General features: G+C 33.6%; 15 protein-coding genes. 2 read left to right on the forward strand and 13 right to left on the reverse strand.

Annotated elements, in window-relative coordinates:
* Positions 1-26: 26 nt before the first annotated feature.
* Complete coding sequence (locus AC3B6G_RS00445) at positions 27-851, forward strand: Cof-type HAD-IIB family hydrolase (RefSeq protein ID WP_489848494.1); 825 nt, start codon at positions 27-29, stop codon at positions 849-851.
* Here the strand turns inward: AC3B6G_RS00445 and glpK are convergent.
* Positions 848-2,347 (reverse strand): glycerol kinase GlpK, encoded by a 1,500-nt coding sequence (glpK, locus tag AC3B6G_RS00450; protein WP_489848495.1) that lies wholly within the window; start codon positions 2,345-2,347, stop codon positions 848-850. The genes AC3B6G_RS00445 and glpK overlap by 4 nt on opposite strands.
* Positions 2,348-2,468: 121 nt before the next feature.
* Here glpK and AC3B6G_RS00455 point away from each other — a divergent pair, with 121 nt between their 5' ends.
* The gene (locus AC3B6G_RS00455; protein WP_489848496.1) at positions 2,469-3,893 is read left to right on the forward strand and encodes a C69 family dipeptidase; all 1,425 of its coding nucleotides are present in this window, start codon (positions 2,469-2,471) and stop codon (positions 3,891-3,893) included.
* Between the two features lie 109 nt (positions 3,894-4,002).
* Here the strand turns inward: AC3B6G_RS00455 and rplS are convergent, their stop codons facing one another.
* The 12 genes from rplS to smc form a co-directional block, all read right to left on the reverse strand.
* The gene (rplS, locus tag AC3B6G_RS00460; RefSeq protein ID WP_489848497.1) at positions 4,003-4,362 is read right to left on the reverse strand and encodes a 50S ribosomal protein L19; all 360 of its coding nucleotides are present in this window, start codon (positions 4,360-4,362) and stop codon (positions 4,003-4,005) included.
* A gap of 131 nt (positions 4,363-4,493) precedes the next feature.
* Positions 4,494-5,258, reverse strand: coding sequence for a tRNA (guanosine(37)-N1)-methyltransferase TrmD (trmD, locus tag AC3B6G_RS00465; protein ID WP_489848498.1), 765 nt, complete (start codon positions 5,256-5,258; stop codon positions 4,494-4,496).
* Positions 5,258-5,782 carry a ribosome maturation factor RimM gene (gene rimM, locus AC3B6G_RS00470; RefSeq protein WP_489848499.1) on the reverse strand — a complete coding sequence of 175 codons (525 nt, stop codon included), beginning with the start codon at positions 5,780-5,782 and terminating at the stop codon, positions 5,258-5,260. Before rimM ends, trmD begins: the two co-directional genes overlap by 1 nt.
* A 43-nt stretch (positions 5,783-5,825) precedes the next feature.
* Positions 5,826-6,086: a KH domain-containing protein gene (locus tag AC3B6G_RS00475; RefSeq protein WP_489848500.1), complete on the reverse strand. Its 261-nt coding sequence runs from the start codon at positions 6,084-6,086 to the stop codon at positions 5,826-5,828.
* Between the two features lie 10 nt (positions 6,087-6,096).
* Positions 6,097-6,372 carry a 30S ribosomal protein S16 gene (gene rpsP, locus AC3B6G_RS00480; protein WP_489848501.1) on the reverse strand — a complete coding sequence of 92 codons (276 nt, stop codon included), beginning with the start codon at positions 6,370-6,372 and terminating at the stop codon, positions 6,097-6,099.
* A gap of 92 nt (positions 6,373-6,464) precedes the next feature.
* Entirely contained in the window at positions 6,465-6,728 is a 264-nt protein-coding gene (locus AC3B6G_RS00485; protein WP_489848502.1) for a hypothetical protein, read from the reverse strand.
* Between the two features lie 47 nt (positions 6,729-6,775).
* Entirely contained in the window at positions 6,776-7,948 is a 1,173-nt protein-coding gene (locus AC3B6G_RS00490) for a vWA domain-containing protein (protein ID WP_489848503.1), read from the reverse strand.
* 1 nt (position 7,949) lies between these two features.
* Positions 7,950-9,107, reverse strand: a complete 1,158-nt coding sequence (locus tag AC3B6G_RS00495; RefSeq protein WP_489848504.1) for an AAA family ATPase — start codon at positions 9,105-9,107, stop codon at positions 7,950-7,952.
* 48 nt (positions 9,108-9,155) lie between these two features.
* Positions 9,156-10,619: a signal recognition particle protein gene (gene ffh, locus AC3B6G_RS00500; protein WP_489848505.1), complete on the reverse strand. Its 1,464-nt coding sequence runs from the start codon at positions 10,617-10,619 to the stop codon at positions 9,156-9,158.
* A gap of 14 nt (positions 10,620-10,633) precedes the next feature.
* Positions 10,634-10,975: a putative DNA-binding protein gene (locus AC3B6G_RS00505; RefSeq protein ID WP_489848506.1), complete on the reverse strand. Its 342-nt coding sequence runs from the start codon at positions 10,973-10,975 to the stop codon at positions 10,634-10,636.
* Positions 10,976-10,996: 21 nt separating this feature from the next.
* Positions 10,997-12,559 carry a signal recognition particle-docking protein FtsY gene (gene ftsY / locus AC3B6G_RS00510; RefSeq protein ID WP_489848507.1) on the reverse strand — a complete coding sequence of 521 codons (1,563 nt, stop codon included), beginning with the start codon at positions 12,557-12,559 and terminating at the stop codon, positions 10,997-10,999.
* A complete protein-coding gene (gene smc / locus AC3B6G_RS00515) occupies positions 12,559-16,086 on the reverse strand; it encodes a chromosome segregation protein SMC (RefSeq protein ID WP_489848508.1) in 3,528 nt (1,175 codons plus the stop codon). Before smc ends, ftsY begins: the two co-directional genes overlap by 1 nt.

Raw genomic sequence — 16,086 nt, forward strand, 5'->3', positions numbered from 1 at the left:
TCGAAAGGGATTAAAAAGGTATTTCAATGAAACAAAAATTAATTGCCCTAGATTTAGATGGGACTACGTTGAACGATCAATCAAAAATCACAGAAAAAACTAAACATGTTTTAAGAACCCTCGATGAGCAAGGACACATCATTAGTATAGTAACTGGTAGACCATATCGTTTAACCAAAGATATCTATAATGAACTTGGCATTCGTAAACCAATCATTAATTTTAATGGTAGCACCGGAATGATTCCAGATGAAAATTGGAACGGTAGTTATGAATACACCGTTAATCGTGATATCGTTCTTGATCTTTTGAACCATCAAAAAGAACTTGGCATTAAATTAATGGCAGCTGAAAGAATCAATAGCATTTTAGGTAGTAAAAATGCCCCTACTGATTATGCTAAAGCCACCGTCGGTTTTTTCCCCGATAATTTAAAAGCAGATCAAATTTTATCAAAGCAAACATTAAAGAATAACCCAATCGAAGCAGCCATTAATTTTGATCCAACGCAATTTGAAAAACTAAAACAATACGTTGAAGAACAATATAATGGAACTGTTGCTTTATCAGTATGGGGTGGTAATCATAACGTTGTTGAACTGACTAAAAAGGGAATCACCAAGGCTACTGGAATCAAAGCGTTAATCAATTATTATCAAATTCCACTTGCTGATACGATTGCTTTTGGTGATCAATTAAATGATAAACCTAATTTAACATGTGTTGGTCACGCTGTTGCAATGAAAAATGCCATTCCAGAAATTAAACAAATTGCAGATGATATTACAAAATTTGATAATAATCACGACGGTGTCGCTAATTACCTAGAAGAATATTTTAAACTGAACTAGTATTGAAATACTTGAGCCGCTTTCACCGCATTTTGCCAACCGCGATAATACATATCGCGGTCTTTTTGATTCATTTTTGGTTCAAAGTCATCTTTAACTTGACTCAGATTTTGAATCTCTTTCATATCATGCCAATATCCAACAGCTAATCCGGACAAATAGGCAACTCCTAAGGCCGTTGTTTCTGAAACTTGAGATCGCTCAATTGGTAAGTTTAAAATATCAGCTTGAAATTGCATTAAATAGTTATTATTAGCGGCACCACCATCAACACTTAGATTTTTTAACTTTAATCCAGTATCTTTAACCATTGTATCTAACACATCTCTTGTTTGATAAGCTAATGAATTTAAGGTTGCGCAAACAAAATCCTCTCGACTCGTTCCCCGAGTTAAACCAAAAATTGCTCCCCGCGTTTTTTGATTCCAATATGGAGCCCCAAGTCCAGTAAAAGCCGGAACGACATAAATTCCTTGCCCGTTTTTAGCTTTTTTAGCTAAATCCTCTGATTCACTAGAATGTTGAATCAAACGCATTCCATCTCTTAACCATTGAATTGCTGAACCAGCAACGAAAATGCTCCCCTCTAAAGCATAATTAACTTTTCCGTCTATTCCATAAGCAATTGTTGTTAATAATCCTTGATCTGAAATCGTGGGCTGTTCACCAGTGTTCATAACTATAAATGCTCCAGTTCCATAGGTGTTTTTAACCATGCCAGCTTCCCAAGCTCGTTGACCAAATAACGCAGCTTGTTGATCACCTGCAATTCCTGCAATTGGTACCTGGACACCTAAGAAACTGTATCCTTCTGTATATCCATAATGATATGATGATGGATGAACTTCTGGGAGCATCTTTTGTGGAATATCAAGATAATCTAAAATTTCTTGATCCCATTTTAAATCATGGATATTGTACATCATCGTACGACTAGCATTAGTATAATCAGTTGCGTGAACATGCCCACCAGTCATTTTCCAAAGCAGCCAAGTATCAATTGTTCCAAAAAGGAGATCTCCACCTTCAGCTAATTGACGAGCGCCTTCAACATTATCTAAAATCCATTTTAATTTGGTCGCTGAAAAATATGAATCAACTACTAACCCAGTTTTTTGATGAATTTTTTCACTCCAACCATCATTTTTTATTTTATCAGCAATGTCACTAGTTTGTTTAGACTGCCAAACAATGGCGTTATAAATTGGTTTCCCTGTTAAGCGATTCCAAACGACTGTTGTTTCCCGTTGGTTCGTAATCCCAATTCCTCTTACCTTGTAAGGCTGAATTTGAGATTCAATCAACGATTCTGAAATAACGCTTTGAACCTTATGCCAAATCTCAGTTGCATTATGTTCAACCCATCCTGAGTGAGGAAAATACTGCTTAAATTCTCGTTGACTTTTACTTACAATTTCTCCCTTATGATTAAATAGAATGGCACGGACGCTGGTTGTTCCAGCATCAATTGACATAATGTACTGTTCATTATTCATATTTTTTCTCCGTTCTTTCGATAGATTATTCTTTAATTGTAAGTTATGCATCAAAGATTGGCAAACTCTAAAAAGGCATCTATAATTAATCTTTAAAATAACCATTGAAAGGAATTTTAAAATGGAAAATAAATATAGCGCTTGTACCAGCATTATTATTGGTAAAAAAGCCAGTATTGATGGATCTATCATGATTGGCCGGAACGAAGATTCTAAATCATCATGGCCAAAGAAATTCATCGTTCATCCACATGCCCAGTTCACATCTCCACAAGAATTTGTATCACAGGATAACAATTTTAAGATGTCCCTCCCACAGGAAAGAATGAAATACTCTGCCACTCCAGAATGGACATCTAAATTTGGCCTTTTTGAAGAGGATGGGTTCAATGAACTTAATGTTGCTATGAGTGCAACTGAAAGTACATATGGAAATGAACTTGTCCTTGGTTGCGATCCATTGGTAAAAAATGGAATTGGAGAAGAAGCAATGGTTACAGTTGTTCTCCCTTATATTCATTCTGCACGTGAAGGCGTTAAAAGATTAGGTAAAATTATTACTGAATATGGTTCTTCTGAAACTAATGGCATTTTATTTGCTGATAATAACGAAGCTTGGTATTTTGAAAATGGTTCTGGTCATCATTGGGTGGCAGTTAGGATTCCCGATGATTGCTATGCTGTTATGGCAAATCAAACTGCTATTCAAGAAATTAATTTTAACGATCCCCAAAACTTCATGTGGTCAAATGGAATTCAAGAATTTGTCACAAAAAATCATCTTAATCCTGAGCCAAATAAACCTTTTAACTTTAGAATTATTTTTGGGACTCATAGTCAAGCTGATACCATTTACAACACTCCTCGGGTTTGGTATGGACAAAAAATGTTCAATCCTGAAATCAGTCAGGATCCCACATCACAAAATATGCCAATGATTAGGAAGGCATCTAAATTACTTTCGGTTTTAGATGCTCAAAATTTCTTGTCTTCTCATTTCCAAGATACTCAATATGACCCCCTCGGAAATGGCTTAGAGAAAGATAAACATCGTTTTAGACCAATTAGTCTAGCCAAGACACAAGAATCTCATATCTTACAAATTCGCCCTAATTTACCAAAAGAAATTGCGGGGATTCATTGGTTGGCAATGGGAGTGAGTGCCCAAAGCACTTACGTTCCATTTTATAGCAGTATTGATACAACTCCACAACCTTATCATATTGGTCAAATTGATTATGATCCAAAATCTGCATATTGGATTTTTAAATTAGCAGGTGTCCTTTTAGATCCTCACTACTTAGAATTAAGCTCAATTGTTAGTGATGTTCAAACAAAATTACAAATTCAATTTCGAAATAATTTAAATAAAGTAGATTCTCAATCAGCAAAAATTACCAGCGATGAACTTAAAACATTAGCCCAAAAAATTAGTAATCGGAATGCTGAATTAGCAATTTCAGAATTTGAGAAATTAACTGGCACGTTAGTTAGTTCATCAACCGATTTTTCTAAACTAAATTATCATCAAGATCAAAATTTATAAAAACAAAAAAGCCAATCACATAAGTGATTGGCTTTTTCTAACTTGATGAATTACATAATTAAATTCAATATTATTTTAACTGATTTTTTTCAAAAAAACAACTAAAAAATTAACGTTTACGACGTGCAGCTGGAATACGAGCAGCTTTACCATTTAAGTTACGTAAGTAGTATAACTTAGCACGACGAACACGGCCTTGACGAACAACTTCAATCTTGGCAACACGAGGTGAATGGAGTGGGAAAATTCTTTCCACACCAACACCACTAGCTACTTTACGAACAGTATAAGTAGCTTGAATTCCGGAACCATGACGTTTAATAACAACTCCTGTAAAGAGTTGGATACGTTCACGTTTTCCTTCAACAACTCGAACATGAACCTTAACAGTATCTCCAGGACGGAAATCTGGTACATCGTTCTTTAATTGATCTTTGTTAATCTTTTCGATTAATGCATTTTGTCGCATATTATTTTTCTTCCTTTCAACTAGCATTCATGTCGTGTTACTAATCCATGGCAGCGGAATACCGTTTTATTATTTGAATGTGACATTTCAAACATATTTTATATTATCATAGCTAAAATTAAATTGCAAAATTAATCATAATCATGGGCTGGATTAAGTTCCGCTTTAATATCTGCCAACAATTTTTTCTGAGTAGCAGTTAATTTATGATAATCAATTAAATCAGGACGTCTTAAGTATGTCTTTTTTAAAGCTTGTTTTTGACGCCATAAAGCAATTTTTTGATGATTACCACTCATTAGAACATCTGGAACCTTCATTCCTCTAAAATCTGCAGGACGGGTATATTGAGGATGTTCTAATAATCCACTTGAAAATGAATCCGTTGGGGCAGAATCACTATTTCCTAAAACGCCTGGAACTAGTCTTGAAATAGAATCAATCATTACCATTGCAGGTAATTCTCCACCAGTTAAAACAAAATCACCAAGCGAGTATTCATCAGTAATTAAGGTTTTAATTCTTTCATCATATCCCTCGTAATGACCACAAATGAAAGTCAGATGATCTTCTTGAGCTAATTTTTCAGCTTCTTTTTGGGTAAATTGTTTTCCAGCAGGATCCATTAATAAAATGCGTCCCTTACCAATATTTTCTTTTTGGGATGCTTCTTGGGTAGCAGCAATAGCATCAAAAATTGGTTGGGCCTGCAGAAGCATTCCTGCCCCACCACCAAAGGGGTAATCATCTACATTATTGTGTTTATTTGTAGAATACTTTCTAAAATCAGTAATATTAAAATCAATTAATTTACGTTCAACGGCTTTTCCAAGCATTGATTCACTCATTGGACCCTCAAACATATTCGGAAATAAACTCAAAACATCAATTTTCATTATTCAAGTCCTTCCAATAAATCAATTGTTACTTTTTGACTATCCAAATCAACATTTTTAATTACATCGTCAATTTTTGGAAGCAGAATTTCACTTCCATCATCTTTTTCAACGACCCAGACATCATTTGCACCAGTTTGCATTATGTCTGTTATTTTACCAATATAGTTTTGATCTAAATCATATACTGATAACCCAACAATATCTTGAAAAAAATATTCTCCATCTGCTAAATCAGTTGATTTTTGTTGATCTGTACTAATTTTTAACATTGCTTTTTTCAAATATTCTACATCATTAATAGATGGGCGATCTGCAAAATGAAGAATGACAAGTCCCTTTTTCGTTCTTGCTTTATCAACTGTTAACAATTCATGATCACCATTTGGTAAAAACACATGAAGCTGACTTCCTTTTTTAAAACGTTGATCCGGAAAATCAGTTCTTGATAAAACACGCACTTCACCATGAATTCCCTGCGTGTTAACAATTTGTCCAACATTTAAATATTTAATTTCAAACACCTCGTTTATATTAAAAAAGCTCTTAAGAAACCAATACGGTTAGTTAAGAGTTTTTATTATGACCATCATCAATGATTAACCGGATTTTCTTATTACTATCAATCCGTACACTATAGATAATTGTCCGAATAGTTTGGGCAATATGACCCTTTTTACCAATAATTCGTCCAACATCTTTCGGGTTCGTATTTAAATGATATTCAAAAAAACGGTCCGTCTCAAAATGATTAATCTCAATATCGTTAGGATATTCGACTAGCGGTCTAACGATTGTTTGAATTAATTTATCAAAATCAGTCGTCATTTTGTATCACTTATTTCTTAGCATGCTTAGCTTCATGAAGCTTCTTCATGATACCAGCGTTAGATAACAAGTTACGAACAGTATCTGATGGTTGTGCACCATTTTGTAACCAGTTCATAATGCTGTCTTCTTCTAAAGTAACTTTAGTAGGTACTGAAACTGGGTCGTAAGTACCAACCTTTTCGATGAAACGACCATCACGAGGGCTTCTTGAATCAGCCACAACGATACGATAGTAAGGACGTTTCTTTGAACCTACACGTCTTAAACGAATTTTTACTGACATGTAAACACCTCCTGTATTTCTATTAACGTTTATAAATATATCAAAAATTTAGAAGGTTGTAAAGGTTTTTTTCTTTACACCCTTAAATTTATTTATTCAAATGGTTTTAAGAGCCATTGTTGAGCTGATTGATCTAAAAAGTTACTATTTTTAACAATAAATTCATGAACAGATGAATAATCATTAAAATCAATTTTGGAATCGAACAATTCTGCAGCATTCAGTTTTTTTGCCATTTGAACATCGTTAATTCCTAAGCGATCACTTTGAAATTTACGATCATCCATCACTGATTGGCAATCATCTTTTAAAATTGCCACTGCTGTTTTAATTATTGAATCTTTTTTTATCAACATTTTAAGTAACTCGGGTTTGATGATTTCCATTGTGAATTTCCTTCTCCTCAAATTGAGATTACAGTTCCAGTTACGTTTTTAACCGAAAATTGGGTCCTCGGTTGACTTAATACCCAGATTAAATTATTAATTTGATAATAATTTAATCGTTCTTCACCATAACCATCAGTCAAAATAATATTTAATGCTTGGGGATCATAGTGGTGATGAAGCCAATCAAAAATTGGTTGAAAATTAGTTCCACCACCACTATGCCGACAATACTTTAATTGATTTGCATGTTTTAAATGATAATGCTCCTCAACATGAACCTGACTATCAAAACTAAACATTGTCACTAATGGATGGAACTCCTTTAACAATCCCCCAATTTGAGCTAATAATTTTGCAATCGTTTCATCACCCATAGATCCAGAATTATCAACAAAAATATTAACTGATTGAAGATAATCGGGCAACGTACCATTTAAATCCATTCGATAAGGTTGTCGCCGATTAAAACGGCTCGTTGTTGGTCGATACTTCCATAGCTCTTGACTGAACCCCTTCTTCAAATATTTTTGCCATTTTATATCTGTTAATGGCGCGTGATGTGTAATTGATTCAACTAACGTTGAATTCATTTTCCCACGGCTATGGTTATCAGTATTTTGCCATGCTTCAGTAATCACCCTATCAATTGTTGCATCAATATTCATTGGATTTTGTTCATTAAAACTGTTCCATTTTTGATGACTATCGGGGGCTTGATTTAAAAATTTTTTTGCTTTTGAAATTTCTTTTTTAGACAGAAATGCACTTTTTAATAAATTTAAATATGTTTTTGCTCCCTGATATTCAGGCAAATGTAAATCAAATTGATAGTTAAACTTTTGAAACTGATTAATGGCAGGATCTAAATATTGATCAACGGTTAAATCAGTTGCAATTCGTGATAATACATTCCCATTATGAAAACGAAGGGGATGTTTAAAAATCAAATGTAATCCAATGTGTTGTAAAGGCAATAATAGTTGATCGGATTTTACATAACGTTGATTCAATATTACCGGATTATACAACAAGTTAATCTGACCATTTTGATACTGTAAATCGAATGCATCTTTCAAATCAGTATCAATTTTTCGTGGTAATTGAGTAAAAATATTCCCATAAAAACGATTTTGCCTTAATAATGAAATGATTCCCTTTGTAATCTTTTTGTTTGCTTGTTCATTCATTTTACCACCCTAGCAAGCTGATTTGTTCTAGTTTTAAGTAAAATTGCTTTCCAAATTCTGTTCGTTGAGCTAATTGATAAAGATTGTCCAGTAATTGACTGTCATTGGCAATTGACACTAACAACGCATATTGATTATCTGGATTCATTAATGTTAGTAACTTTATCATTCTATTTGCTAAATTATCATCAATTGTTGGTTGCAACGCGAATGTTGCTTTTAGGGTTGCCAATTTTTGTGGCTCATTCATTGCTTTAAAACGTTTTAATAATAAATCGATTGGCATTGTTAACAATTCTTTAGCAACTAATCCAGCTTCAATTTGACTCATGAATTGAATAAATTTAGTTGCTGTTTGAGCCCCAATGCTTCCAGCAAAAACTTCCAATTGAATTTGATTTATTTGTGAATAATCGAGTAGTTCCAATTGATATAAACAATTCGATACTCGCTGCCACGCCCGTGGAGTTGGAAAAATATCATCAGATACGTTCGGAGCATATAAATCTGCTGGTTGTTCTTCTAAATATCTAACAACTCTTGGATGAATATTAGTTCGATTTAAAGAAGAATTAAAAGTCTTTGCCCACGTCAACCAATCATTGATATCTGGCTTCATCACTAACCGAACCGTTCGGTCTTTAATTGCGTCATCACTACTAGATACACCATAATCGCTAGTATCAAATCCTGTCATTGTGTCGTCTGGATTCTCAGCCATAATGATGTGAACTTGTGATGGTAAAGATAAATCATTGATTTTTCTTTGTAACACTAAATTCATTAACTCACTTTGAACATCCTGACTTCCTCGATTGAACTCATCTAAGAACCAATAAATCGGTGTTTCTGGTTTAGTGACCGTTTCTTTCAGGATTTGAATTAACGTATGATTATATCCAAATTGAACATCTGCTAGTTGTCCATACTGACCAATTTTAACGAAAGATTTATCAGTTAATGGTGGAATTGGTAAAGCTAAATCACCCTTTTGCATTAAACTAACGACCGTCGTGAACAACTTGGCATGTTCTTTATGGGCTAATTGCGTCACTAAAGCCGTTTTTCCAATTCCAGCTTCTCCAACAATATTTGGAACACCACCACTTTTAATCACTAACTGAGTGGCAAGTGTCAAATCATTAAATCCTAATGCCATTTCAATAAACCTCCTTTAAAAAAGCAAAAAAGAGGACCCTGTCCTCTTTTATTTACGTTTCATCCGTTTTAATTTTTTCAATTTCTTTTGTTTATTCTTTTTGAATTTACGACCCATTCGCTTCATTGCCATTTGTGACATTTTACCACCAAGGCCACCACCAATACCGGCACCACTCATTTGGTTCATCATGTTTTCCATACCAGCCATATTTCCGTTGGTCATCTTGTTCATCATATCTTTCATTTGCTTGAACTGTTTGATCATTCGGTTAACTTCATGAATTGGCCGACCAGAACCAGCAGCAATTCTTCTTCTTCTAGATGGGTTTAAGACATCTGGATCAGTTCGTTCTTCTTCCGTCATTGAATAGATACTTGCCTTTATGTGTTCCAAATCTTTAGGATCCATATTGACGTTCTTTAAGGCAGGGTTATTTGCCATCCCTGGAATCATTTTCATAATATCTTCCAATGGACCCATTTTTTGAATTTGCATTAATTGATCTAAGAAATCATTGAAATCAAAGGTATTAGCCTGCATTTTTTCAGCTAACTCAGCTGCATGCTTCTCATCAACATCTTTTTGGGTTTTTTCAATTAAAGAAAGAATATCACCCATTCCAAGAATCCGAGATGCCATCCGATCAGGATGGAAAACATCCAACGCAGTTAATTTTTCCCCTTGACCAACGAACTTAATTGGTTTCCCAGTTACAGCTCGAATTGATAATGCCGCTCCACCACGGGTATCACCATCTAACTTAGTTAAAGTCACTCCAGTAATATCAAGGTCATCATTGAATCCTTTTGCAGTTTCGACAGCACTTTGTCCGGTCATTGCATCAACAACTAACATAATTTCATTTGGTTTAGCTAGCTTCTTGATATTTTTAAGCTCATCCATCAACTTGGCATCAATTTGAAGCCGACCAGCTGTATCAATGATAACGTAATCATTATGATCTGATTTAGCTTTTTCCAATCCTTGTTTAACAATTTCAACTGGATCAGTATCAGTTCCCATTTCGAACACTGGAACGTCAACTTGTTGTCCTACCCGTTGCAATTGATCAATCGCTGCTGGACGATAAACATCGGCTGCAATCATTAATGGTCGAGCATTATCTTCATTTTTTAACTTTAGAGCTAATTTTCCTGCAGTCGTAGTTTTACCAGCCCCTTGAAGTCCAACCATCATAATAATCGTTGGAATCTTAGGTGCTTTATTTAATGGAACCGCAGATTCACCCATCATCTTTGTTAGTTCATCATCAACAATTTTAACGATTTGTTGACCTGGGTTCAATCCTTCTAATACGTCGGTTCCCTTAGCCCGTTCTCTTACCTTTTTAACAAAATCTCGAACAACCGTAAAGTTAACATCGGCTTCTAATAGGGCCAATCTGATTTCACGCATTGTAGAACGTAAATCAGCTTCACTAACTTTACCCTTTCCTCGCAAACTACGAAACGCGTTTTGGAGGCGTTCTGTTAAACCCTCAAATGCCATTTATTTCACCACTCTCATTCTTCTTCAGTTTTTTCTAATTTATTGATCAAATCCATTAATTTGAAATCGTCATTATAATTTAATTTTACATATGCTTTCAATTCATCAATTTGTTGATTACGAGTTACAAAATCACTATATAAGTGTAATTGTTTTTCATATTTTTCTAAAATTGATTCTGTTCTTCTAATATTATCATAAACTGCTTGCCGACTAATATTAAATTCAGCAGAAATCTCTCCTAAAGAATAATCATCAACATAGTACAATTGCATATAATCGTTTTGCTTTTTGGTCAAAAGCGGCCAGTAGAACTCAAATAAAGAATTAATTCGATAATTTTTTTGAATCTCCACATTAACGGCCTCCCTTATTTATTATTTCAACAATCCCTTGAATAATCCATAAATGTAATCATTGGCATTAAATGGTCTAAGATCATTAATTTGTTCCCCTAAACCAACCAATTTTACAGGAATGTGTAATTCATTCCGAATTGCTAAAATAATTCCTCCACGTGCGGAGCCATCTAATTTTGTTAAGACGATTCCGGTCACGTTAGTAGTTTCCTTAAACAATTTTGCCTGATTTAAAGCATTTTGTCCAGTCGTGGCATCTAATACCAAAAGAACTTCGTGAGGGGCATCTGGAATTTCACGAGTTAGAACTTTCTTCATTTTGGCTAATTCATTCATTAAATTAACTTTATTTTGAAGTCGTCCAGCAGTATCAACAAATAAGACGTCATAGTTTTCTTTCTTAGCTTTATTTACTGCTTCATAAACAACAGCAGCAGGATCACTACCCTCGGACTTCTTCACGATATCAACACCAGCTCGCTTAGCCCAAACGTCTAATTGTTGGATTGCTCCTGCTCTAAATGTATCAGCAGCAGCTAATAAAACCTTTTTACCCTCTTTTTTATATTGGTTAGCCATTTTCCCAACAGTTGTGGTTTTTCCAACCCCATTAACTCCAACAAAGAAGATAACTGTTGGTCCTTTTTTAGCAAAATGAATTGATGTATCACTATTTCCATCTTGATCATAGAGTTCAATCAATTTTTGAACAACAACATTTTGAACTTCACTAGCTTTTTTAACATTCTTTAATTTAACTTCTTCACGAAGCTGATCAGTTAATTCTATCGCCATGTTATAACCAACATCTGATTCGATTAAAGTATCTTCCAACTCATCAAAGAAATCATCATCAACACTTCTAAAGTTAGCAAATAATGCATTCAACTTTTGTCCAAATGAAGATCTTGATTTGGCTAATCCATGTTCAAATTTTTCAGCATCTTCATTTTCTGAGGTTTTATCAAACGATTCTTTTTCATCATTTTCAACAGATTTTGAATTGGTACTATTAGATTCAACAGCTGATTCAGTAGCTACATCACCACTTTCTGAACTGACAATTGAATTAGAAGATTCATCATCTTTTTTAAGGGATAATTCACTATTTGGATGCTGTAATTCATCTGAAACTTGTTCATTCGGTTCAACCTCAGATTGATCATTCTTAACTGCTGTAGAATCATTAGTAGATGAATCTAGGATATCCCTTGTGGATTTATGATCAGAATTATCATCGGAATTAGAAATTAAAGATTCAAGTACTTGTTCACTAGCTGACGATTCAGATGAAGAACTTATTGAACTACTTTTAAATTCTTTTTCATTTGTAGAAGTAGATGATTCAGTCGCTGATTGAGGGCTATTGGATGATTCGGATGATCCTTGGTCACTTGTTAAATCAACTACAGATTTTGATTCAGATGAAGTTGCATTAATACTATCATTAGTAGCTGATTGAAAATCATTGGATGAATTTGATGACGATACAGATTGTTGTTCTTTTACTTCATTTTCATTCTGCTTTTCTTTTTCTTTCGCCTTTTTTGAACGGCGTTTAAATATATCAAATAATCCCATTATTCGTCCTCCGCTTGTTGAATTTGTTTAAGATTAACATCAATCAATTGAGATACTCCAGAATTTTGCATTGTGACTCCGTATAATTGATCTGCATATACCATCGTTTCTTTTCGATGGGTAATTACTATAAATTGAGTCTGATTCTTAAACTTGCTAATATAACTAGCAAAACGATCTACGTTTGCTGAATCTAGAGCAGATTCAGCTTCGTCCAAAATACAAAATGGAACTGGAGTAAGCTTTAGAGTTGCAAATAGTAGTGCAATTGCAGTCAGTGCTCTCTCACCACCAGACAATAAACTCATGTTTCGATATTTTTTGCCAGGAGGTTGCGCCATAATTTCAATTCCAGTCGTTAATAAATGATGCGGATCGTCTAAAAGCAACTTGGCATCCCCACCACCAAAGATTTGAACAAATGTTTCTTTAAATGCAACCTGTAATTTATCAAAAGTCGTTTTAAACTTATCACGAACCGTTCTATCCATCTTATCCATCGTTCTTGTTAGCTGTTCTTGAGCTGTCTTTAAATCCTCCGCTTGGCCACTTAAGAACTGATAACGTTCATTAACAGAATCATATTCATCAATTGAATTAATATTAACACTACCAATTCCAATTATCTCTTGATTGAGATTATTTAAATCACTTCGAACTTGATCAATATCGATCTCTGAAACATTGATCTTTAATTGACTTGGTTGTTCCGCTAATGTTCGCTGACAATTTTGAATTTGAGAACTAGTTTGATCCAATTGATTTTGGAGCCGGTCTAATTGTCGATGAATATTGATTAGATTATTTTGATGTTGACTGATTAATTTTTCCAATGGAGATTGTTTGGATTGAAGTTCATCGATTTGTTGTTTTAATGATGAAATTTTTTCCTGCCACTCGTCAATTTGTTTCTGATTTTTTTGAATTGAAATTGTTAAAGCATTAATATCAATAGCTTGATGCTGATTATTATTCAAATCCGCTTCTTGTTGGATCAAGGTCTTCAAATGATTATCATTTTGATCGATTTTAAATTGATTATTCTTCAATTCTACTTTTAAATCATTCAAATTTTGTTGCTGTTGTTTCAACTCTTGATTTAATTTTTGGGCAGATTCACTTGTAACCGATTGATCATCAGTAAGTTGTTGAATTTTTGCATTTAAATCAGCAATTTCATTTTTATTTTCAGACAATTTCTGATTCAATTCTTCTTTTTTAGCATCATCAACGGATTGAAACTGGTTTGGTGCTTCTTTATTGATTGATTTCTGAATTGAATCTATCTGTTCCTTAATTAGAGTAATTTCATTTTTCAATGTTTCATATTTAGAATTGATTCGATTTACTTCTGGTTGACGAGGGTTAAGTTCATGATTAACTTTAGTTAATTCATCTTGGGTTGTTTTAACGGTTTTCTTCAAAGCTTGTAACTTTTGTTCTAAACTCTGATTTAATTCTTTTAATTCGTTAAAAGCAGCTACTTTTTTAGCTAACTCTGTTTGTTGGGCTAAAACGCTGATTCGATTATTTTTCTTCGCCCCACCAGTTACAGAACCACCAGCGTTAACAACTTGACCATCTAAAGTTACGACTTTAAATCGATGTTGAACCATATCACTAACTGTAAATGCATCATGAAGCGTTTTAACAACCAAGACATTTCCCAATAAGTATCTTCGTACTAATTTTAATTTTTCTGGCATCATCACTAATTGATCACCGGTGTTAATAAAACCCTCATAATGCTGCAAATTACTTAAAATTGAATCATTGATGTGATGATCACTTAAGTTATCCTTAGGTAACACCGTAGCTCTACCTAATCGTTGTTGTTTTAAATAGTTCAAAGCTTGATGAGCTGCTGATCTATTTTCAACAATTACTTGTTGGACTCGATTTCCTAGAGCTGTATCAATTGCCATAGTGTATTGAGAATCAACTCTAACAAAATCCGAAACAGCACCAATAACTCCGTTCAATTTAGCTTTCAATAACTCCTGACTTCCTTGATAAAAACCAACATGATTATCAATTGCTTGTTTTAATCCATCAACTCGACTTTCAAGTTGTTGAACTTTTTTCAAACTATCGTACCATTGGTTTTGACAATTATTCATTTCAGAAGTCTTCGATTCTAACGTTTTTTGACACTTTTTTTGAAGAGCCAATTGCTCCTGCAAATCATTTTGTAACTCAAGACGCTGCTGTTTTACAGCCTTAAAATCATTTTCATAGGCTAATAAATGCGTCCGATGATCTTTTAATGATTTTTGAAGTTCACCAAAACGTTGTCTAGATTGTTCACGTGATTGTTTTTTTAGTTCTAAGGCTTGATTTAAATCATTAATTTGCTGTGTGATTTCAAAATGTTGATTGTGAAGTTGTAAAATTCGTTGATTAGCAGCAGTTATCTGTTGATTTAAACTTTTGTCACTAACTAATGCTGCGTTTTGATTTAAAGCCTGTAATTTCTTTTCAGCTTCTTCATATTTTTGTTGAATTGATTTTTTTTGTTCTAATAATTTTCTTTGTTGCAGCTTTGCACTTTTTATTTCGGAATTTAAATTTGATAATTGTTCTTCTTTAAAATCATTAGTCTGGGAAGCAAGTTGTTTTTTACTAATTTGTTTTTCAACTTGATTACTAGTTTTTAATAACTGTTCTTGTAATTTATCATTGCTAGCTAATGCAACATGTAAATTTTGTTGCACAGTTTCTTTTTGAAAACTAAGTTGTTTAATTTGTTCTTGGGATTCTTTTTCAGTGTTTAGTAAAGCTTGTCTTTTTTGGCTATCATCTTTTAACTTATTTTGTAAATGAAAAAGCGTATAAGTTAACTTAACATCATTTAAACGGCCAACTTTTTTCTTTAAATCTAGGTATTTTTGAGCAGTTTCACTTTGTGTTTTAAGTCGTTTTACTTGAGTAGATAACTCAAAAACAATGTCATTAACACGATCTAAATTTTCATTAGTCACTGTTAATTTCTTTTCTGCTTGTTCTTTTTGTAACTTGTACTTATAAATTCCAGCTGTGGTCTCAATAATTGTCCGGCGATCTTCAGGCTTACTGTTAAATATTTTTTCAACATTACCTTGAGAAATGATTGAAAACGAACCCTTCCCAATTCCTGAATCAACAAGCAAATTATTAATATCTTTTAAACGACATTCATTTTGATTTAGTAAATACTCACCCTGCCCATCACGGAAGATACGACGAGTAATTGTTATTTCACTATACTTGGAATTTAAATAATGATCTGAATTATCAAACGTTAAACTAACTTCAGCCCTATTCAAAGAACGATGGTTGTCAGAACCAGAAAAAATAACATCATTCATTTTATTACCTCGCAAGTTCTTGGCAGATTGTTCTCCCAAAACCCATCGAATTGCTTCAATAATATTACTCTTTCCACTACCGTTAGGACCAACGATAGCAGTAAAACCTGATTCAAAATTAATCGTAGTTGGATTAGCAAATGATTTAAACCCAACAATTTTTAATGATTTGAGTTTCAA

It is taken from the genome of Nicoliella sp. ESL1149, from assembly GCF_058107265.1.

Excerpts from the sequence above, each read along its gene's own strand:
- AC3B6G_RS00485 (WP_489848502.1), bottom strand. The coding sequence starts at position 6,728 with ATGTTGATAAAAAAAGATTCAATAATTAAAACAGCAGTGGCAATTTTA.
- rpsP (WP_489848501.1), bottom strand. The coding sequence starts at position 6,372 with ATGTCAGTAAAAATTCGTTTAAGACGTGTAGGTTCAAAGAAACGTCCT.
- trmD (WP_489848498.1), bottom strand. The coding sequence starts at position 5,258 with ATGAAAATTGATGTTTTGAGTTTATTTCCGAATATGTTTGAGGGTCCA.
- AC3B6G_RS00475 (WP_489848500.1), bottom strand. The coding sequence starts at position 6,086 with ATGACGACTGATTTTGATAAATTAATTCAAACAATCGTTAGACCGCTA.
- AC3B6G_RS00490 (WP_489848503.1), bottom strand. The coding sequence starts at position 7,948 with ATGAATGAACAAGCAAACAAAAAGATTACAAAGGGAATCATTTCATTA.
- AC3B6G_RS00445 (WP_489848494.1), top strand. The coding sequence starts at position 27 with ATGAAACAAAAATTAATTGCCCTAGATTTAGATGGGACTACGTTGAAC.
- rplS (WP_489848497.1), bottom strand. The coding sequence starts at position 4,362 with ATGCGACAAAATGCATTAATCGAAAAGATTAACAAAGATCAATTAAAG.
- ffh (WP_489848505.1), bottom strand. The coding sequence starts at position 10,619 with ATGGCATTTGAGGGTTTAACAGAACGCCTCCAAAACGCGTTTCGTAGT.
- AC3B6G_RS00495 (WP_489848504.1), bottom strand. The coding sequence starts at position 9,107 with ATGGCATTAGGATTTAATGATTTGACACTTGCCACTCAGTTAGTGATT.
- ftsY (WP_489848507.1), bottom strand. The coding sequence starts at position 12,559 with ATGGGATTATTTGATATATTTAAACGCCGTTCAAAAAAGGCGAAAGAA.
- AC3B6G_RS00455 (WP_489848496.1), top strand. The coding sequence starts at position 2,469 with ATGGAAAATAAATATAGCGCTTGTACCAGCATTATTATTGGTAAAAAA.
- glpK (WP_489848495.1), bottom strand. The coding sequence starts at position 2,347 with ATGAATAATGAACAGTACATTATGTCAATTGATGCTGGAACAACCAGC.